This is a genomic window from Peribacillus sp. 05N428 (genome assembly GCF_056397085.1).
Genome location: NZ_JBFTMS010000030.1, coordinates 1 through 17,742, shown reverse-complemented (window position 1 = coordinate 17,742; position 17,742 = coordinate 1). Strand labels below are relative to the sequence as shown.

The following is a 17,742-nucleotide window of genomic DNA, read 5'->3' as shown; positions in this document are numbered from 1 at the left end:
AGAAAATTGAATCTAGTGTTAATGGGTCTGCCGGGTGCTGGTAAAGGCACTCAAGCTGAACAAATCGTAGAAAAATATAATATCCCTCATATCTCTACTGGAGATATGTTCCGAACAGCTATCAAAGATGGAACAGACTTAGGTCTAAAGGCGAAATCATTCATGGACAAAGGCGAATTGGTACCTGATGAAGTTACCATTGGCATCGTACGTGAGCGTTTAAGCAAGGAAGACTGCCTAAGAGGATTTTTGCTTGATGGATTTCCACGTACTGTGGCACAGGCAGAGGCACTTGAAAGCATTCTAACTGATTTAGATCGCAATATGAATTTTGTCATTAATATCGATGTTGATAAAAGCATCTTAATGGAAAGATTGACAGGGCGTCGTATTTGCAAATCATGTGGTGCGACATACCATCTTGTATTCAATCCTCCTGCTAAAGATGATGTATGCGACCGCTGCGGCGGAGAATTATATCAACGTGCCGACGATAATGCTGAAACGGTTCAAAATCGCTTAGATGTGAATTTGAAACAAACAAAGCCACTTCTTGATTTCTACGGAGACAAAGGTTACTTGGTCAACATTAACGGACAGCAAGATATTAATAAGGTATTTGAAGATATCGATGTGTTGCTTGGTGCTTTACAAAATTAATCATATGTATTGATTTATGAAATTCATACCATTTTTATAACTTACTAGTTAAACTTGGTGCATTCCTATAATACAAAGGGTATAATGGATTTCGCGAGAGCATTCGCACATTTATTAATCAGGTTCTTGTACTTGGTATTCCCTGAATTGGGCGATTACTTTTTAAGTGATCTTCATGGACATATCCGGTCGGCAAAATTGATGAAGAAATGCAGTGACTCTATTGGGATTCCTAAAGAGTCGTGATATAGAGGGTTGAAAGAAGCTATGTCAGGCGTGCGCCTTTCAAACATCTCCCATGCTATTCAAACCTATGTCGAGACTAATTGCTTCTCTATTTCGAGAGTATGTCGGTCACGGAATCGGTCAAGACTTACATGAGGACCCATAAAATCCTCATTTCGGTCCAACTGATAAAGGTCCTCAGTTAAAGCCTGGTTCTACAAAATGGTGAATACTTGATGCAGAATTGTAAGACTTATGAGGATAATTGGACTGTAGTAATGTTGACGGAAAGATGTGCACCTTTAATAGGTTCACGCATAGAGAAGGGAGAATCACTTTAATGGCGAAAGATGATGTAATTGAAGTAGAAGGCACAGTACAAGAGACTTTGCCAAATGCAATGTTTAAGGTAGAATTAGAAAATGGTCATACTGTTTTAGCTCATGTATCCGGTAAAATTCGTATGCACTTTATTCGCATTTTGCCTGGAGATAAAGTTACGGTTGAGCTTTCCCCGTATGATCTAACTCGCGGCAGAATCACATACCGGTTCAAATAATCCGGTTACGCTCCGATCTGTATAAGGAGGTTAGATAGCAATGAAAGTCAGACCATCAGTCAAACCAATCTGCGAAAAGTGTAAAGTTATCCGCAGAAAAGGTAAAGTAATGGTTATTTGCGAAAACCCTAAACATAAACAAAAACAAGGCTAAATAGAAGGAGGTGCACTCAAGCATGGCACGTATTGCTGGAGTAGATATTCCCCGTGACAAACGTATTGTTATCTCATTAACATATATATATGGTATTGGAAAACAAACAGCGATCAAGATTCTTGCAGAAGCAGGCGTTTCTGAAGAAACTCGCGTTCGTGACTTAACGGAAGACGAATTGAACAAAATTCGTGATATCATTGACAAGCTTAAAGTAGAAGGCGACCTTCGTCGTGAAATCTCCCTAAACATCAAACGTTTAATGGAAATCGGTTCTTACCGTGGTTTACGTCACCGTCGTGGTCTTCCTGTTCGCGGTCAAAATACAAAAAACAATGCTCGTACGCGTAAAGGACCTCGTCGTACTGTAGCTAACAAGAAAAAATAATTAGTAAAGGAGGTTACTTTTCATGGCACGTAAAACTAATACACGTAAACGTCGTGTGAAAAAGAATATAGAAACTGGTATTGCACATATTCGTTCAACATTCAATAACACTATCGTTACGATCACTGACTCTCATGGTAATGCTATTTCTTGGTCAAGTGCTGGAGCTCTAGGATTCCGTGGATCTCGTAAATCCACTCCATTTGCTGCACAAATGGCTGCTGAAACAGCTGCTAAAACATCAATTGAACATGGTATGAAAACTCTTGAAGTTACAGTTAAAGGACCTGGTGCTGGACGTGAGGCTGCCATTCGTGCACTTCAAGCTGCTGGCCTAGAAGTAACTGCAATTAAAGATGTAACTCCAGTTCCACATAACGGATGCCGTCCACCAAAACGTCGCCGTGTTTAATTTTTCTGTATAGATTTTGTATTCCTGTCAATAATGGGATATAATACTGAGTTTGCGTTCTTACAGAGGATTAATTTTCAGTTGTTGCGCACAGCGGGAACGTATACATGGGGAATTTCGGTTTAAGTGACTTCGTTTACTTGCCGGGGTTTTGACGTTTTGAAGGAGGGTTTATTGATGATCGAAATAGAAAAACCAAAAATCGAAACGGTTGAAATCAACGACGATACCAAGTACGGTAAATTCGTCGTAGAGCCACTAGAGCGTGGGTATGGTACTACATTGGGTAACTCCTTACGTCGTATTCTTTTATCCTCACTCCCAGGTGCTGCTGTCACAGCTATACAAATTGATGGAGTGCTACATGAGTTCTCAACAATTGAAGGCGTCGTGGAAGATGTAACATCTATCATTCTTAATGTGAAAAAACTAGCTCTTAAGATTTACTCTGATGAAGAGAAGACGCTGGAAATTGACGTTCAGGGTGACGGAGTCATCACGGCTGCTGATATCACTCATGATAGTGATGTAGAAATTCTTAATCCGGATTTATATATTGCTACAATTGGTAAAAACGGTCATATGCGTATGCGTTTATCTGCACGTCGCGGCCGCGGCTACACTCCTGCTGTTCAAAACAAGAGAGAAGACCAGCCAATTGGTGTAATTCCAATCGATGCTCTTTACACTCCGGTTTCACGCGTATCTTTCCAAGTTGAAAATACACGTGTTGGACAGTTGTCTAACTTTGACAAGTTAACGTTTGATGTTTGGACTGATGGCAGTACTGGTCCGCAAGAAGCGGTAGCACTTGGAGCTAAGATTTTAACAGAGCATTTAAATATCTTTGTTGGTTTAACCGATGAAGCTCAAAATGCTGAAATCATGGTTGAAAAAGAAGAAGATCAAAAAGAAAAAGTTCTTGAGATGACGATCGAAGAATTAGACCTTTCTGTTCGTTCTTACAACTGCTTGAAACGTGCTGGAATCAATACCGTTCAAGAGCTAGCTCATAAAACGGAAGAAGATATGATGAAAGTACGTAATCTAGGTCGTAAATCACTTGAAGAAGTGAAAGCGAAACTAGAAGAATTAGGCTTAGGTCTTCGTAAAGACGACTGATAACATGGCGGAATCAATCCATTATGTTGTGAGCCTTGTTATTGACACACAATATAGAACTTCAACAAAGGAGGGAATCTCTAATGGGTTACAGAAAGTTAGGACGCACTAGCGCACAACGTAAAGCATTACTTCGTGATTTAGCTACGGATCTTATTATCCATGAGCGCATTGAAACTACTGAAGCACGTGCAAAAGAATTACGTTCTGTAGTAGATAAAATGATCACTCTTGGTAAACGTGGTGACTTGCATGCACGCCGTCAAGCTGCATCTTTCATCCGTAACGAAATCGCTGACGCTGAGAATGGCACAGATGCCCTTCAAAAACTATTCAGTGACGTGGCTCCACGTTATGAAGAACGTCAAGGTGGATACACTCGTATCATGAAAGTTGGTCCACGCCGCGGTGACGGTGCACCAGTCGTGGTTATTGAATTAGTTTAATAACAACGATGAAAAAGGGCGGGACAAATGAATATACTCACTTGTTCTATGCCCTTTTTCTTTTTTTAAATAGAAATTCTGTACTTTAGAAATTCGCATTGAGTGTTACGATGGCTGGCGGAACCTGTATCATGCAGGGAGCCTTCACGTCTAGCTCAAGCATCCCTTCCCGCTTTTGATAAGCGATTATAAGATAACCTGTTTTTCGTAACAGGCCCGCTGTTAGCTGCTCTTAATTTACCGAAAATTCTTTCGGTGGAAGGGGTGCAGCGTTTTTTTATATTTTCAGAAGGAAAAACTACTATATTTATATTGAGTGAGCAGAGCTTAGTTTAGGCGAGTGCAGTCGAGGATGAGGAGGGCCACATGGTGAAGAAGCTGGTTTCTTTAAATAATATTGTTTTTAAATATGAGGGTCAGTCTCGAAACGCCTTGGATGATGTTTCTTTTGATATTCATCAAGGGGAGTGGCTAGCGATTGTCGGACATAATGGTTCTGGCAAGTCGACATTAGCGAAGTTATTGAATGGCCTTCAGTTCGCTAACTCAGGTACCATTACGATTAATGATCAACTTTTGACAGAAGAATCCGTTTGGGATGTACGCCAGAAAATTGGCATGGTTTTTCAAAACCCAGATAATCAATTTGTAGGCACTACAGTTCAGGATGATGTGGCTTTTGGTTTAGAAAACGCCGGTGTTTCTCAGCAGGTTATGGTGGAGCGTGTTCATGGTGCGTTAAATAAGGTTAAGATGAATGCCTTTCTTAATCAAGAGCCGCACCATCTATCCGGCGGTCAAAAGCAAAGAGTGGCCATTGCAGGTGTAATAGCCTTGCAGCCAGACATAATCATCTTAGATGAAGCAACCTCCATGCTTGACCCAAGAGGCCGTGAAGAAGTGCTTGAAACAGTTAGGGAATTAAAACAGGAAAACGAGATCACTGTCATATCAATCACCCATGATCTTGAGGAAGCTGCGAAAGCCGATCGAATGATAGTCATGAACCAAGGTCGGTTATATCGTGAAGGATCGCCTCAGGATATTTTTGAGTTAGAGGAAGAATTGATTGCTCTTGGACTGGATATTCCCTTTTCAGTGAAACTAACCAAGGAGTTACAAAAAAATGGTGTTCGTGTAGTTGATGGGCATTTGACAGAGGAAGAGTTGGTGAAGGATTTATGCGAATTACACTCGATGATGTAGAATACCGCTATCAGGTGAATACTCCTTTTGAACATCTAGCCCTTCATGATGTCAATATTTCTATGGAGCCGGGAACCTATACCGCAATCATCGGGCATACAGGGTCCGGGAAATCCACGCTACTGCAGCATTTGAATGCTCTTTTAAAACCGACGAAGGGTCGGGTTTTCATTGGGGATCGGACGATTGAAGCCGGAAGAAAAGAAAAGGCTTTGCGGCCAATAAGACAAAAGGTCGGAATTGTTTTTCAGTTTCCGGAACATCAGTTATTTGATGAAACGGTTGAAAAGGATATATGTTTCGGTCCTATGAATTTTGGCGTTTCTGAAATCGATGCAAAGAAACTCGCCAGGAAAGCCATCGCGCAAGTCGGATTGAATGAGGAAGTTCTTGAAAAGTCTCCATTCGACTTATCCGGCGGACAAATGCGACGGGTGGCCATCGCTGGGGTACTTGCCATGGAACCGGAAGTATTGGTCCTTGATGAGCCTACAGCGGGACTGGATCCGCGAGGACGCAAAGAAATCATGGATATGTTTTATGATCTGCATAAAGCAAGGGGCATTTCAACGATTCTGGTGACCCATAGCATGGAGGATGCAGCCAAGTACGCGGATGACATCATTATCATGCATAAGGGGACGGTGTTCAAAAAAGGAACCCCCCAGGAAATTTTCTCAGAGCCGGAACAATTAATGGAGCTAGGCCTGGATGTTCCTGATACGGTCCGCTTTCAGCTAAAGCTCCAGAAGGAACTTGGTGTTCGATTTGATCATCCATGTCTTAATATCGGTGATTTAGCGATAGAAATAGATAAAGCCATGAAACGGGGGAACCGCTGATGCTGGATAAAATGATTATCGGGCGTTATGTCCCTGCAAATTCATTGATGCACAAGATGGACCCAAGGGCTAAACTGCTCCTCGTGTTCCTGTTTGTTTGTGTCGTCTTTTTGGCGAATAATGTCGTTTCTTACGGTTTGCTTGCTGTATTCACCATCCTTTTGATCAGTCTTTCCAAAATACCGCTTCGCTATCTTTATAATGGGTTGAAGCCAATCTTTTTCTTGATCGTATTTACATTCCTTCTCCATATATTGTTTACGAAGGAAGGGGAATTGCTTTTTGAATACGGTTGGTTTGAAATCTATGAAGGCGGTTTGATTCAAGGTTTTTTCATATCCATTAGATTTACTTTACTAATCCTTGTTACGTCACTTTTAACTTTGACGACATCCCCGATATCCATTACAGATGGGATGGAAGAGCTGTTGGGACCTTTGAAAAAGTGGAAGATGCCTGTACATGAACTGGCATTGATGATGTCCATTGCCCTTCGATTCATCCCGACGCTAATGGAGGAAACGGAAAAAATCATGAAGGCCCAAACTGCAAGGGGCGTTGACTTTTCATCTGGCCCGATAAAGGACAGGGTTAAATCGATTGTACCTCTGCTGGTTCCTTTATTTGTTAGTTCGTTCAAACGGGCGGAGGAATTGGCAACTGCCATGGAATCAAGAGGATACCGTGGCGGGGAAGGCCGGACGAAATATCGCCAATTGAACTGGAAGACGAGTGATAGTCTTTTGATGGTCTCAATAGGTGTTCTAACGGTCATGTTATTTTTATTACGTTCATAATAAGGAAGAGAACTATGCCAAAATATAAATGTGTGATCGCTTATGACGGCACGGATTTTGCTGGCTATCAGGTGCAGCCTGAGAAACGCACCATACAAAGTGAATTCGAGGCAGTCTTGGCCCAAATGCATAAAGGCACAATTATAAAAGTGACTGCTTCAGGCAGGACAGACTCAGGGGTCCATGCAAAGGGGCAGGTACTTCACTTTGAGTCCCCCCTTACATTCCCTACTGAAAATTGGATAAAGGCGTTCAGCGCGCTTCTTCCGACCGATATCATCGTTCTGGAAGTCGATATCGTGCCTGACGATTTTCATGCGAGGTTCCATACTACTGGGAAAGAGTACCGTTATATCGTTGCCCGTTCGAAACTGCGGGATCCGTTTAAGCGGAATTACGCCTATCATTATCCATACCCGTTAAATGTGGAGGCGATGAGGGAAGCAATCTCCTATTTGATAGGGACACATGACTTTACAAGTTTTTGTTCGGCAAAAACGGAAGTGGTCGATAAAGTTCGAACCATAAAAGAAATGGATTTTGAAGAGAGCGATGATTTCATGGTTTTCCGCTTCGTTGGCGAAGGCTTTTTATATAATATGGTTCGTATCTTGGTTGGGACGCTCCTGGATGTCGGCAGCGGCAAGATGTCACCCCATGATATGAGCGGAATTTTGGACAAGAAGGACCGCAGCTTTGCAGGGAAAACAGCACCTGCCCAAGGCTTGTATTTATGGAAAGTATTTTACAAATAAAAATATTTTCAAAGTGATACCAGTTTTTTTACAAATGGGTAATGGGCTGAAATCAGTAATGGAGCGGCTTGATGCTATACTGAGCTATTCATGGAGTTGCAGAGAGTGTTTTATAGACAACTTATCCTAGTGTAACATTCCCTTGACAATGAATCTGGGAGAAGTTAATATAATATGGTATGTATTTTAATCCCACGATAAGCCCCGGAAGTTTATTGTGATTGAAAATAAATATAAAAAATTAAAAAGTTTTTTAGGAGGTTAACCATGCGTACGACATTTATGGCGAAAGCTAATGAAGTAGAACGTAAATGGTATGTGATTGACGCTGAAGGCAAAACTTTGGGTCGCCTTTCTACTGAAGTAGCATCCATCTTACGTGGTAAACATAAACCAACTTTTACACCGAACATTGACACTGGTGATCATGTAATTCTTATCAATGTTGAAAAAATCCATTTGACTGGTAAAAAATTGACTGACAAAATTTATTACCGTCACACTATGCATCCAGGCGGTCTTAAAACTAGAACTGCTCTTGAAATGCGTACAAACTACCCTGAGAGAATGCTTGAACTTGCTATCAAAGGTATGCTTCCAAAGAATTCTCTTGGTCGTCAAATCTACAAAAAATTACACGTATACGCTGGAGCTGAGCACCCACACGCTGCTCAACAACCAGAAGTATACGAATTACGCGGATAATTACTAAGGAGGTTACTATCTTGGCACAAGTTCAATATTATGGTACTGGTCGCCGTAAGAGCTCAGTAGCTCGTGTACGTTTAGTACCAGGCGAAGGTCGCATCGTTATTAACGGTCGTGACATCAATGAATATATTCCTTTTGCAGCATTACGTGAAGTTGTTAACCAACCACTAGTTGCAACAGAAACTACTGGAAATTACGACGTTCTAGTAAACGTTAGCGGTGGTGGATATACTGGTCAAGCTGGAGCAATCCGTCACGGTATCGCTCGTGCATTGCTACAAGTTGATCCAGAATACCGTCCATCTCTTAAAACTGCTGGTTTACTAACTCGTGACCCACGTATGAAAGAACGTAAAAAATACGGTCTTAAAGGCGCACGTCGTGCACCTCAGTTCTCAAAACGTTAATTCTATTACCGTTTCGAAAGGCTCTCAACCATATTGGTTGGGGGTCTTTTTTTTGACCGGAAATATTAAAAAAGCATATCCGTGATCTCCCGGATATGCTTTATTTTAAATATTTCAGTTAACAATCTTAGTTTTGAGATTCACCTTCACTTTTTTTGATTGCGGCTTTTTTCGGCATAAAGCATGCAATTATTAATGCCACAAAAGATAAGGCTAGCATGAAAACATAGGCATCACTTGAGCCAAGGATGGAAGCTAATGCCTCTGGTTCTATAGCTGTAATGTTTTCATTTTCCATTGATAGCTCAGAGGCATGTGAAGTTGCCTGCATTGTATATACTGTGATGACAACTGCTGTTCCGATGGCACCTGACAATTGGCGAATGGTATTATTTACAGCTGAACCATGGGAACCCAATTCTCTTGGTAAAGCATTCAACCCTGCTGTATTTAATGGCATGGTAATGAAGCTCAAACCAATTCGTAATATTATGGTACGAACCATGATATAGATATACGTCGTTGATTCGCTTATATCTATGACTCCCCACATCGAAACAATGATGAATACCAAACCTGTAATAAAGAGTGGTTTAGCACCATATTTATCAAACATTTTACCTGTGACAGGGGATAAGAAGGCATTAATCACAGCTCCGGGTAATAGCAGTAAACCTGCTTCAAATGCTGTAAAACCTCGTCCATTCTGCAAGTAGATTGGCAAAAGGATTAAATCCGCATACATGATCATCGTAATTAGTACATTGATGAAGGATGTAAGCGTGAAAACTTTATACTTGAATACAGTTAAATTTAATAGTGGGTCGCTCGATTTCATTTGACGTAAACAGAATAGAGTCGACACGATCATTCCGACGATTATTGCAGTGATGACACCGGGATCATCCCATCCCTTGCTTCCTGCGCTACTAAATCCAAATAATATACAGCCAAAACCAATCGTTGATAAAATGACACTTGTGATATCCAATTTTGCTTTTGTTGTCTCTGCAACATTCATTAAATATTTGAACGCTAGAACGATGACGATTAGTAAGAATGGGATTAACCCAATGAATAGCCATCTCCATGAAACATATTCCATGATAAAACCAGATAAGGTCGGGGCTATGGCAGGGGCAAAAATTATCGCAAAGCCGATTGTCCCCATGATGCTTCCGCGCTTTTCGCTAGGATATAAATATAAAATAACCGTCATCATTAGAGGTATAATAATCCCGGCACCGATTGCTTGTATCATTCTGCCCGTTAACAGCACGCCAAAATTCCCCGCACATGCGCAAAGTACAGAGCCGATGAGCAAAAAGAACATCGAGCTAATAAATAGCTGCCTTGTTGTAAACCGTTGCATTAAAAAGGCAGTGATTGGCACTAAAACACCGTTCACTAGCATAAACCCTGTAGATAACCATTGTACAGTTGCAGCCGTTACATCAAATACTTCCATTAAACCACTCAATGCAACATTTAATAAAGTCTGATTTAATGTTGATAAAAAACAACCGGCAATCAGTACAATTAATAAAACTTTTTTATTTCTTTCAGTAATGTCCATTCGTAAACTCCTTCATTTTTGACTTGCTTTATCAACACCATGTCGATAAAATCGATGGTAACAAAAATATATGTTCCTTACCATGAACAGTTTTCTTGAAAATGTTCACTAATCGACATAGAAATATATGCTGTTGAGAAAGTTAAAGAAAATCTATAAAGGAGATTAAAATGTCTATACCTAAAAAAGAAGATCCTCGTACAATTCGCTCAAGGGAAATGTTTAAAGACGCTGTCATTGCTCTCTTATGCGAGGACCCCATTATTTCGAATTTAACGGTCCGGGAAATCGCAGCCAAAGCAGGGCTGAATCGGACAACATTTTACCTGCATTATCAGGATATTCAAGATTTATTAACGAAAATCACCGATGAGATTCTAAATGAGCTATCTGAGAAAATTTTTGCTTTAATACATGCAAAAGACTTATCGGAAAAACAACAGCTAACAAAATTGCTTGATTATTTATATATACATCGAAATTATTTACTTATTTTATTTAAAACGAATCAGTTTGAGGACCAGTTGTTTTCATTGTTAAAGCAATTGGTAGAAATTAGAAGGAAGAATACTGAAAAGGATCTACCTGCTGAATATGTTGACATCGACATTAAAACGGCCTCATTGGTAGGCATTATAATATGGTGGTTAAGAAAGGGGCTTCATTTTAGTTCGGATTATATTGCCAATCAAATTTATTTAATGTACAGAGTGCAATGATTCTTAATCCGTTAGAATGAATTTGAATTTCATTAAGTCCTTTTAATGACCGGATATAATATGACCCCCAACATGCTCCATGAACCCTTCTGCGTCATGATATAAATCCTTCCCAGCCTCCAGCCACAAAGCGATTTAACGCCGTGGGGATGGGGCTTCGGATGTTGGGGATGGTAGGTCCCATTTGTTTACACATGAGTTTATTTGTGGAATACAGAATTATTTGTAAAATCGATATTTATTAAGTCCCTGTTTAGGAGTATGATAATACTTAAAAAAAGAAAGAGGACTTCATATGAATTCAACATACTCACCGATTGAAACAACTAAAACAAAAGCCTTGGTCATCAATGCACTATTCATTGCGTTAACCCTTGTAGCGACAATGTTCATCAACATCAAGCTCCCAATAATGGGTAACGGCGGCCTGGTCCATTTGGGCAATGTTCCCCTTTTTATAGCAGCCTTGGTATATGGCAAAAAAACAGGGGCGATAGCGGGCGCCTTCGGTATGGCCTTCTTCGATTTATTCTCTGGTTGGGCAGCATGGGCACCGTTTACATTCGTCATCGTCGGAGCAATGGGCTTTCTAGCCGGCCTTATATCTGAAAAGGTACCAGGCAAAAGAGAACTTGTATACACTTTGGCCGTTGCCGTTGCATTGATCATAAAAATCGTGGGCTATTATTTTACTGAAGTTATCCTTTACGGTAACTGGATCCAGCCATTCGGCTCCATCCCCGGAAATGTAATGCAGGTCGTAATAGCCGGAATAATCGTCGTGCCTCTAGCTGGCCGATTAAAGAAAAGGGCTGGACAGATTTAAAGTGAAACGAATATAGGAAGCCATTCCAACTTTGTGTAGTACCGGCGACTGGATATTGTACTGTGCCTTTGGCAGTTCATCCTGCAAGTAGGTATGTATTTAAATAAATTCGCTATTATAAAATGTAATATCATGTTAGAAAAGGACATCCGTTTACCACGGATGTCCTTTTTATCAATAGATCACAAAGCTTGCTTGAATTTAAGTAAGAACACGACATGAATAATCAGGTGTGATCAATGTAAGGCATGCGCAGTGAGCTACCCAAGTCGCAAGGCCTGCCTCAGGTAGCATCCTAAAGTGACGGGTTACGGGTGATAGTACCAATTTTTTCTGCGAGTAAACATCATCCGAAATGTTTGGGCTGTCCTTTTAAGCTTCTTATGGAAGATAGCCTAGGATAGGCATTTCAATTACCTGCCGAACCTATCCTCATTAATTTTTGCCAATGGAATAAATGAATGGTTCAAAATAGAACGCTAAAACTAAATTATGTCTTGGGAAATAATTTTGGGAAATGGGGAATTGCCCCGGAGGTGAATTATGGCTGTGATATTAGGTTTACAGGAGATGCAAAGGGAAAGGCAATTGAAGTTCGAACGCAGGTTGCTCAGGGAACTTTCTATCGAGGATATGAAGGGGAGGATTCAGCGTTATTTCGGACAGGATTTGATGGATGTTTTGGAGGAAGGCTACTTCGATGTTGCCATCGAGGCTTATTTATTAGGAGCGAACTATAGTAAGTTTGGCTATTATGGGGAGTCGGAAGATGATGTAAGGTCCAGGTGCTGGAAGGAAGAGAAGTTTTTGGTCGATACTCTTTTTAACTTTATTTTGTATTGGCGGGAAGTTACAGCCAATAACGCTTTCGATGAAGGATTGTTTTATTGTTGTGAAGGATTTGTAGGCGATTGGTGGCTGGACGGTTTTAAGACTGGAGAAAAACGATATAAAATGAAACTGCATTAAGAAGGCAAAATCCCATTCCTTGTTCTAATTCCATGGTTTGTCCCATACTTTTTAGTAGAGAGATCATGGAAGGGGAACGGTCATGCGCAGAAAGCTGAAATATACAGGAATCGCTATGGGATTGTTTGTCCTTTTTTTAATTGTGACTTTTAAATTCGTTGAAGATGATTCTTGGGACTCCTGGAACCTTCCGTTGGCAGGGAAGGTCATCATTCTGGATGCAGGTCACGGAGGAATGGACGGCGGGGCAAATGTACAAGAGATAATGGAAAAGGAAATTGCCCTTTCCGTTTCATTAAAGGTCAGGGACTATTTGCAGGAACAAGGTGCACTTGTCATCATGACCCGTGAGAAGGATGAGGATCTGGCACAGGGTAATACAAAGGGGATCCGCCAGCGAAAACAGGAGGACTTACGGAATCGGGTTAAAATGATCAATGATTCGGAAGCGGACTTATTCTTAAGCATTCATTTGAACTCTTTTCCATCTGCGTCATCGAAAGGTGCCCAAACCTTTTATACAAGCAGGTTTGAGGAAAATGAACAGGTGGCTAAATTCATTCAGACTGAAATCATCAGAAACCTGGAAAATACAAAGCGTGATGCAAGAACGATCAATCATGTGTATTTGATGAATTATGCTAAGAAACCAGGAGCGCTTGTGGAAATTGGCTTTCTTTCCAATTCTGAGGAAAGGGAACGCCTTATCAGCGATAAATACCAGGAAAAGATTGCCAGTTCGATTTATATGGGGATTTTACGGTACTTCACAGAAGAAAAACTATCGGATGACGAGTGATGTCGGGGTCTTGTAAGGTACAAGGCCTTTTTATCATGGGGAAATAATCTGGTCTCGCATGCAAGGCAGATAATAAGTTTTCTTTCGGTAATATGTTATACTGAAAAATGGGAAAATAAAATTCAAAGGGGTGCTCGACTTGTTAACAGAAGAGAAAGTACTGAATTTATTAAAGGATCTTAAAGACCCTTTTCTACATAAAAACCTTGAAGAGACAAATGGAATTATAGAAATCAAAATAAAACCTGAAAAGAATCATGTAAGCGTTAAACTTGCGATTGCGAAAACGGGGACTGCCGAGCAAATGCAAATGCAATCCGAAGTTGTGGACTTGCTGAAAACGAACGGAGCGGAATCGGTAGGCATCCGTTTCACGGAACTTTCAGAAGAGGAATTAGCCAAGCATCGTGAGAGCATTCCCCAGGGTGAGGCGGACCAAGGTTTGCTTGGACCTAACAGCAAGACACAATTCATCGCGATCGCCAGTGGTAAAGGCGGAGTGGGAAAATCTACGATCTCAGTGAATTTCGCCACTTCACTTGCTCGTTTAGGCAAAAAGGTCGGACTGGTTGATGCCGATATTTACGGATTCAGCGTACCTGATATGATGGGGATAACAAAACGACCGGTTGTTCGCGGGGAAAAAATCATTCCTGTAGAACGGTTTGGCGTCCAAGTTATCTCAATGGGCTTTTTTGTAGAGGATAACGCGCCGATCATCTGGAGAGGGCCGATGCTGGGTAAAATGCTTAACAGTTTCTTTAATGAAGTGGAATGGGGAGATTTGGACTATTTGGTCCTTGACTTACCGCCGGGTACAGGCGATGTTGCATTGGACGTGCATACGATGCTCCCTTCATGTAAAGAAATCATTGTTACGACACCGCATCCGACTGCAGCCTTCGTTGCTGCAAGAGCTGGTGCCATGGCCATCAAGACAGAACACGAAGTCATTGGTGTCATAGAGAATATGTCATTTTTCGAAAGTAAAACGACCGGTGAAAAGGAATATGTATTCGGAAAAGGCGGCGGAGAGAAGCTTGCAGAAGAGCTTCGTACAGAAGTTTTAGGTCAACTTCCCCTGCAACAGCCAGATTGGAACGAAGAGGACTTTGCTCCATCCATTTACGCAGCGGACCATAGGCTTGGCAGGATTTACGAAGATATTGCTAAAAAGGTCATTGAAAAACTGCAATAAAAAGAAGGCTGATTCCGAGTGGGAATCAGCCTTTTTTCATTCTTTTTACTTTTTCTCCTTCTCGGCCGCCTTTGTGGCTGCTTTATCCAATTTCTCTTGCATTTTCGCTTGGACGAGAGGACTTTCCATGGTCTCGATGATCAGCTCTTTATAGACCGATCGCATTTCCTTGGTTTTTAATAATTTATTCATTTCTTTTTCCATATCAGGTTCTTTCATTATTTCCATGAGCATTCCACGATACTGAGGATCAGCAGTTAAGTCCTTCAATACCTTTTTATGTTCGTCTTCTAATGCTTTAGCATAAGCGGAAGCAAATTCAGGATCATTGAATGTCTTTTTCCAAAATTCCTTCCCTTTATCTGAAGTGACCATATCTTCAATGGATTTCTTAATGGCATCCGAATCCATAATGAGTTCAGCTTTCGTTTTATCATCAGTAATGATATCCTGGATGGCTTTTTTTCCATCATCTGTCTTCAAGATATCGACGACCATTTTCTTTGTCTCTTCGTACTCCATTTTTTCTCCGCCTGCCCCATTTTGAGCACAACCGGAACAAACGAGTAAGAATGACGTGAAAAGCAAAGCAACTCCCACTCTCATACGCAGGGCCCCTTTCATCCTTCTTACTGTTAATATGGTTCCAATCGGCGATATTATTCCTTGGTGGAATAAGTGGATTTTTCCAAATTTGGTTGGTACAATTAAGGAAATGAATAGAAATGTATGGAGGAAAACAATGAACAGCCGTAATTTAGTTAAATTGTTTTTAACAACATTGCTTATAGGTGGCGTAACTGGCGGAGTTGTAGGGTTCTTGGCTCGATGGAGTGAGTTTAAGCCTTATTTTTCTTCTTTTGAAGTCAGTGCCATCCTATCAACTTTTATTTGGTTATTCGGTGTTGGATTAATTTTCAGTGTCATAAGCCAAGCCGGCTTTTTTGCCTATTTAACAATACATCGTTTTGGTCTGGGGATATTTAAAAGCGCTTCCTTATGGAATGCCGTTCAACTTGTACTCATTCTTTTTGTTGTATTCGATCTTGTTTACCTGCGATATCTTAGCTTTGGTTCAGGCGAGGGAATCAGTTCGTATATCGTGTTAGCTTTGGTTGTATTGGCCGCAGGGCTTATTACAGCTTATTTCAAAATGAAACAAACGAATAAACAGTCTTTCATACCGGCCTTGTTTTTCATGGTCGTGGTCACGGTATTGGAGTGGGTACCTGTCCTGAAAACCAATGATGAAGGCTGGCTTTACTTCATGCTGTTTCCATTGCTAGTCTGCAATGCTTATCAATTATTGGTCCTTGGCAAATTGATTGAAATTTCACAAAAGGAATTGGCCGATAGAAGAGAGCGTAAGCAAACTCCAGCAAAGGGAAAGATGAAAGCCGGTCAATTAGGTAAAGGCAGCTAACCTATATGTAGGCCGGACCTTACATAAAGAAATCAAAACAGAAAAACTGCGTACTAAAGGTTCAAGGAGACCATTAGTACGCAGTTTTTTCAGTTAGCGGACTTCCTCACTGCTTGCCGAGGAATTGGAAATCATCTCTGAAACGTTAACGAAGTTTAAATTTTTTGATCGAAGTTCACTTAATAACTCCGGTAATGCTTTATTCGTTTGTTTTGCTGAGTCTGAAGCATGTAATAAAATGATATCACCTTTTTGGGCCTTGGTGATGTTCTGTATGATCCGATCCACACCTGGATTGGTCCAATCCTTCGAATCGATGCTCCAATGGACAACGGTATATCCGAATTTCTCACTGATCTTCAAGAGTCGTTTATCAAAGTGGCCGGTGGGAGCGCGTAAAAGTTCTATATTCTTTACATTAAGTTTTTTAAATGCTTCCTGGGCTTTAGAAATATCCCGGATGATTTCTTGATCTTCCATTTCGGTATAATCCTTATAATCGTAACCAAGCATGCCGATTTCATATCCTTCTTTCACAATTTCAGCTACTATGTCAGGGTGGCGTTCTGCCCAAGATCCCGAAAGGAAAAAAGTGGCCGATTTAATCTTTTCTCTTTTTAATGTCTCTATTATCGGAGCGGCTTTCTCATCACCCCAGCCAATATTGAACGTGATCGCAACATTCTTTTCCCCTTTATAAACCGCTTTCGGCCCATCTTCCGTTGAAAAAACGGGGGCATGAAGAATGTTTTGTACAAAAAGAAACCAAGCGGTAAAAAGTGCGGTAAGCAAAATTAACGAATAATACTTGATGTTCTTGGCTTGAAGCACCATGAAAAATTTCATTAATCCATCCCCTTGTCCAAAGTACTCTTGTCTTCAAATTTATGCGCGAGGATTATTGTTATGCAAAAAAACGGGTTGAAAATTCATAAAATTGATGGGAATGGGGAAAGATGTCTGATGGAGGTGTGAACCATGCTCGGTTTATTGATCAATGACAAAGAAAAAATGGAATTGGAGTACCTTTTAAAAAGAGAGATGGATGAAATACTATTCGATTTGCAGGATGACAGAATCGATCACATAGTCAAAAGGGCAATAAACGAGAAATATAACATCCTTTTCAGGCTGTTTAAAAGGGTGAGCACCGAGGAGGAAATCCTAATGTATATGAAGGGGAAATCGAATTTATCCAAGTGGAATCAGTCATGAAATTTAAAAGTGAATTAAATTCAAAAAACCTATTGACTATTGATTTATACGCTGGTATATTATAAAAGTTGCTGCAACGTCAAAGCATTTGAAAAAGAATGATAAAAACTTTTTTAAAAAAAGTTATTGACGAAGTGGTAATAAGATGTTAAGATATTAAAGTCGCTAAGAGAGATGGCGAACAAATTGCTCTTTGAAAACTGAACAAAACAAAGCGCCAACGTTAAATTTTAAGTGAGCACACACTATCAAAAAAGCAAATGAGCAAGTCAAACATTTCTTCGGAGAGTTTGATCCTGGCTCAGGACGAACGCTGGCGGCGTGCCTAATATA

General features: G+C 40.6%; 23 protein-coding genes and 1 pseudogene. 21 read left to right on the top strand and 3 right to left on the bottom strand.

Features of this window, described 5'->3' with window-relative positions:
- The first annotated feature begins 6 nt into the window (after positions 1 to 6).
- From AC1DIV_RS21900 to rpsI, 14 genes and pseudogenes are all read left to right on the top strand, one after another.
- Positions 7 to 660: an adenylate kinase gene (locus AC1DIV_RS21900; protein WP_048677894.1), complete on the top strand. Its 654-nt coding sequence runs from the start codon at positions 7 to 9 to the stop codon at positions 658 to 660.
- A gap of 71 nt (positions 661 to 731) precedes the next feature.
- Positions 732 to 1,183 (top strand): annotated as a pseudogene (locus tag AC1DIV_RS21895) (M24 family metallopeptidase); the annotation flags it as partial.
- A 42-nt stretch (positions 1,184 to 1,225) separates the two neighbouring features.
- Positions 1,226 to 1,444 carry a translation initiation factor IF-1 gene (gene infA / locus AC1DIV_RS21890; protein ID WP_028390440.1) on the top strand — a complete coding sequence of 73 codons (219 nt, stop codon included), beginning with the start codon at positions 1,226 to 1,228 and terminating at the stop codon, positions 1,442 to 1,444.
- 40 nt (positions 1,445 to 1,484) lie between these two features.
- Entirely contained in the window at positions 1,485 to 1,598 is a 114-nt protein-coding gene (rpmJ, locus tag AC1DIV_RS21885; RefSeq protein ID WP_003156543.1) for a 50S ribosomal protein L36, read from the top strand.
- Positions 1,599 to 1,620: 22 nt separating this feature from the next.
- Complete coding sequence (gene rpsM, locus AC1DIV_RS21880) at positions 1,621 to 1,986, top strand: 30S ribosomal protein S13 (protein ID WP_034304978.1); 366 nt, start codon at positions 1,621 to 1,623, stop codon at positions 1,984 to 1,986.
- Between the two features lie 22 nt (positions 1,987 to 2,008).
- A complete protein-coding gene (gene rpsK, locus AC1DIV_RS21875) occupies positions 2,009 to 2,398 on the top strand; it encodes a 30S ribosomal protein S11 (RefSeq protein WP_028390438.1) in 390 nt (129 codons plus the stop codon).
- Between the two features lie 177 nt (positions 2,399 to 2,575).
- Positions 2,576 to 3,520, top strand: coding sequence for a DNA-directed RNA polymerase subunit alpha (locus AC1DIV_RS21870; RefSeq protein WP_034304976.1), 945 nt, complete (start codon positions 2,576 to 2,578; stop codon positions 3,518 to 3,520).
- A gap of 83 nt (positions 3,521 to 3,603) precedes the next feature.
- On the top strand, positions 3,604 to 3,966 hold the full coding sequence (gene rplQ, locus AC1DIV_RS21865) for a 50S ribosomal protein L17 (RefSeq protein WP_034304973.1): 363 nt from the start codon (positions 3,604 to 3,606) through the stop codon (positions 3,964 to 3,966).
- A gap of 366 nt (positions 3,967 to 4,332) precedes the next feature.
- Positions 4,333 to 5,172 carry an energy-coupling factor ABC transporter ATP-binding protein gene (locus AC1DIV_RS21860; protein WP_034304970.1) on the top strand — a complete coding sequence of 280 codons (840 nt, stop codon included), beginning with the start codon at positions 4,333 to 4,335 and terminating at the stop codon, positions 5,170 to 5,172.
- Complete coding sequence (locus AC1DIV_RS21855) at positions 5,148 to 6,014, top strand: energy-coupling factor ABC transporter ATP-binding protein (RefSeq protein WP_053537046.1); 867 nt, start codon at positions 5,148 to 5,150, stop codon at positions 6,012 to 6,014. Before AC1DIV_RS21860 ends, AC1DIV_RS21855 begins: the two co-directional genes overlap by 25 nt.
- On the top strand, positions 6,014 to 6,811 hold the full coding sequence (locus AC1DIV_RS21850; protein WP_048677921.1) for an energy-coupling factor transporter transmembrane component T family protein: 798 nt from the start codon (positions 6,014 to 6,016) through the stop codon (positions 6,809 to 6,811). Before AC1DIV_RS21855 ends, AC1DIV_RS21850 begins: the two co-directional genes overlap by 1 nt.
- Before the next feature lie 14 nt (positions 6,812 to 6,825).
- Complete coding sequence (gene truA, locus AC1DIV_RS21845) at positions 6,826 to 7,566, top strand: tRNA pseudouridine(38-40) synthase TruA (RefSeq protein ID WP_048677922.1); 741 nt, start codon at positions 6,826 to 6,828, stop codon at positions 7,564 to 7,566.
- A gap of 267 nt (positions 7,567 to 7,833) precedes the next feature.
- The gene (rplM, locus tag AC1DIV_RS21840; RefSeq protein ID WP_034304960.1) at positions 7,834 to 8,271 is read left to right on the top strand and encodes a 50S ribosomal protein L13; all 438 of its coding nucleotides are present in this window, start codon (positions 7,834 to 7,836) and stop codon (positions 8,269 to 8,271) included.
- 20 nt (positions 8,272 to 8,291) lie between these two features.
- Complete coding sequence (rpsI, locus tag AC1DIV_RS21835) at positions 8,292 to 8,684, top strand: 30S ribosomal protein S9 (protein ID WP_034304957.1); 393 nt, start codon at positions 8,292 to 8,294, stop codon at positions 8,682 to 8,684.
- 127 nt (positions 8,685 to 8,811) lie between these two features.
- On the opposite strand, the gene AC1DIV_RS21830 is transcribed toward rpsI, so the two are convergent.
- The gene (locus AC1DIV_RS21830) at positions 8,812 to 10,260 is read right to left on the bottom strand and encodes a DHA2 family efflux MFS transporter permease subunit (RefSeq protein ID WP_477577415.1); all 1,449 of its coding nucleotides are present in this window, start codon (positions 10,258 to 10,260) and stop codon (positions 8,812 to 8,814) included.
- 170 nt (positions 10,261 to 10,430) lie between these two features.
- Between AC1DIV_RS21830 and AC1DIV_RS21825 the strand changes: the two genes are divergently transcribed.
- The 5 genes from AC1DIV_RS21825 to AC1DIV_RS21805 all read left to right on the top strand — a co-directional run bounded on the left by AC1DIV_RS21825 (position 10,431) and on the right by AC1DIV_RS21805 (position 14,771).
- A complete protein-coding gene (locus AC1DIV_RS21825; protein WP_477577413.1) occupies positions 10,431 to 10,979 on the top strand; it encodes a TetR/AcrR family transcriptional regulator in 549 nt (182 codons plus the stop codon).
- 295 nt (positions 10,980 to 11,274) lie between these two features.
- Positions 11,275 to 11,805 (top strand): ECF transporter S component, encoded by a 531-nt coding sequence (locus tag AC1DIV_RS21820; protein WP_057276483.1) that lies wholly within the window; start codon positions 11,275 to 11,277, stop codon positions 11,803 to 11,805.
- Between the two features lie 543 nt (positions 11,806 to 12,348).
- Positions 12,349 to 12,774, top strand: coding sequence for a DUF2521 family protein (locus tag AC1DIV_RS21815; protein WP_034304952.1), 426 nt, complete (start codon positions 12,349 to 12,351; stop codon positions 12,772 to 12,774).
- 82 nt (positions 12,775 to 12,856) lie between these two features.
- Positions 12,857 to 13,573 (top strand): N-acetylmuramoyl-L-alanine amidase CwlD, encoded by a 717-nt coding sequence (cwlD, locus tag AC1DIV_RS21810; protein ID WP_034304950.1) that lies wholly within the window; start codon positions 12,857 to 12,859, stop codon positions 13,571 to 13,573.
- Between the two features lie 139 nt (positions 13,574 to 13,712).
- A complete protein-coding gene (locus AC1DIV_RS21805) occupies positions 13,713 to 14,771 on the top strand; it encodes an Mrp/NBP35 family ATP-binding protein (protein ID WP_048677927.1) in 1,059 nt (352 codons plus the stop codon).
- Between the two features lie 45 nt (positions 14,772 to 14,816).
- Here AC1DIV_RS21805 and gerD read toward each other — a convergent pair whose 3' ends face one another.
- Positions 14,817 to 15,377: a spore germination lipoprotein GerD gene (gerD, locus tag AC1DIV_RS21800; RefSeq protein ID WP_034304948.1), complete on the bottom strand. Its 561-nt coding sequence runs from the start codon at positions 15,375 to 15,377 to the stop codon at positions 14,817 to 14,819.
- A gap of 136 nt (positions 15,378 to 15,513) precedes the next feature.
- Here gerD and AC1DIV_RS21795 point away from each other — a divergent pair, with 136 nt between their 5' ends.
- Positions 15,514 to 16,194, top strand: coding sequence for a KinB-signaling pathway activation protein (locus tag AC1DIV_RS21795; RefSeq protein ID WP_048677929.1), 681 nt, complete (start codon positions 15,514 to 15,516; stop codon positions 16,192 to 16,194).
- A 93-nt stretch (positions 16,195 to 16,287) separates the two neighbouring features.
- Here the strand turns inward: AC1DIV_RS21795 and pdaB are convergent, their stop codons facing one another.
- Entirely contained in the window at positions 16,288 to 17,040 is a 753-nt protein-coding gene (gene pdaB / locus AC1DIV_RS21790) for a polysaccharide deacetylase family sporulation protein PdaB (protein ID WP_034304945.1), read from the bottom strand.
- A gap of 132 nt (positions 17,041 to 17,172) precedes the next feature.
- Here pdaB and AC1DIV_RS21785 point away from each other — a divergent pair, with 132 nt between their 5' ends.
- Complete coding sequence (locus tag AC1DIV_RS21785; RefSeq protein WP_048677931.1) at positions 17,173 to 17,409, top strand: hypothetical protein; 237 nt, start codon at positions 17,173 to 17,175, stop codon at positions 17,407 to 17,409.
- Positions 17,410 to 17,742 lie beyond the last annotated feature (333 nt).

Excerpts from the sequence above, each read along its gene's own strand:
- infA (WP_028390440.1), top strand. The coding sequence starts at position 1,226 with ATGGCGAAAGATGATGTAATTGAAGTAGAAGGCACAGTACAAGAGACT.
- rpmJ (WP_003156543.1), top strand. The coding sequence starts at position 1,485 with ATGAAAGTCAGACCATCAGTCAAACCAATCTGCGAAAAGTGTAAAGTT.
- rpsM (WP_034304978.1), top strand. The coding sequence starts at position 1,621 with ATGGCACGTATTGCTGGAGTAGATATTCCCCGTGACAAACGTATTGTT.
- rpsK (WP_028390438.1), top strand. The coding sequence starts at position 2,009 with ATGGCACGTAAAACTAATACACGTAAACGTCGTGTGAAAAAGAATATA.
- AC1DIV_RS21870 (WP_034304976.1), top strand. The coding sequence starts at position 2,576 with ATGATCGAAATAGAAAAACCAAAAATCGAAACGGTTGAAATCAACGAC.
- rplQ (WP_034304973.1), top strand. The coding sequence starts at position 3,604 with ATGGGTTACAGAAAGTTAGGACGCACTAGCGCACAACGTAAAGCATTA.
- AC1DIV_RS21860 (WP_034304970.1), top strand. The coding sequence starts at position 4,333 with ATGGTGAAGAAGCTGGTTTCTTTAAATAATATTGTTTTTAAATATGAG.
- AC1DIV_RS21855 (WP_053537046.1), top strand. The coding sequence starts at position 5,148 with ATGCGAATTACACTCGATGATGTAGAATACCGCTATCAGGTGAATACT.
- AC1DIV_RS21850 (WP_048677921.1), top strand. The coding sequence starts at position 6,014 with ATGCTGGATAAAATGATTATCGGGCGTTATGTCCCTGCAAATTCATTG.
- truA (WP_048677922.1), top strand. The coding sequence starts at position 6,826 with ATGCCAAAATATAAATGTGTGATCGCTTATGACGGCACGGATTTTGCT.
- rplM (WP_034304960.1), top strand. The coding sequence starts at position 7,834 with ATGCGTACGACATTTATGGCGAAAGCTAATGAAGTAGAACGTAAATGG.
- AC1DIV_RS21830 (WP_477577415.1), bottom strand. The coding sequence starts at position 10,260 with ATGGACATTACTGAAAGAAATAAAAAAGTTTTATTAATTGTACTGATT.
- AC1DIV_RS21825 (WP_477577413.1), top strand. The coding sequence starts at position 10,431 with ATGTCTATACCTAAAAAAGAAGATCCTCGTACAATTCGCTCAAGGGAA.
- AC1DIV_RS21820 (WP_057276483.1), top strand. The coding sequence starts at position 11,275 with ATGAATTCAACATACTCACCGATTGAAACAACTAAAACAAAAGCCTTG.
- AC1DIV_RS21815 (WP_034304952.1), top strand. The coding sequence starts at position 12,349 with ATGGCTGTGATATTAGGTTTACAGGAGATGCAAAGGGAAAGGCAATTG.
- cwlD (WP_034304950.1), top strand. The coding sequence starts at position 12,857 with ATGCGCAGAAAGCTGAAATATACAGGAATCGCTATGGGATTGTTTGTC.
- gerD (WP_034304948.1), bottom strand. The coding sequence starts at position 15,377 with ATGAGAGTGGGAGTTGCTTTGCTTTTCACGTCATTCTTACTCGTTTGT.
- AC1DIV_RS21795 (WP_048677929.1), top strand. The coding sequence starts at position 15,514 with ATGAACAGCCGTAATTTAGTTAAATTGTTTTTAACAACATTGCTTATA.
- pdaB (WP_034304945.1), bottom strand. The coding sequence starts at position 17,040 with ATGAAATTTTTCATGGTGCTTCAAGCCAAGAACATCAAGTATTATTCG.
- AC1DIV_RS21785 (WP_048677931.1), top strand. The coding sequence starts at position 17,173 with ATGCTCGGTTTATTGATCAATGACAAAGAAAAAATGGAATTGGAGTAC.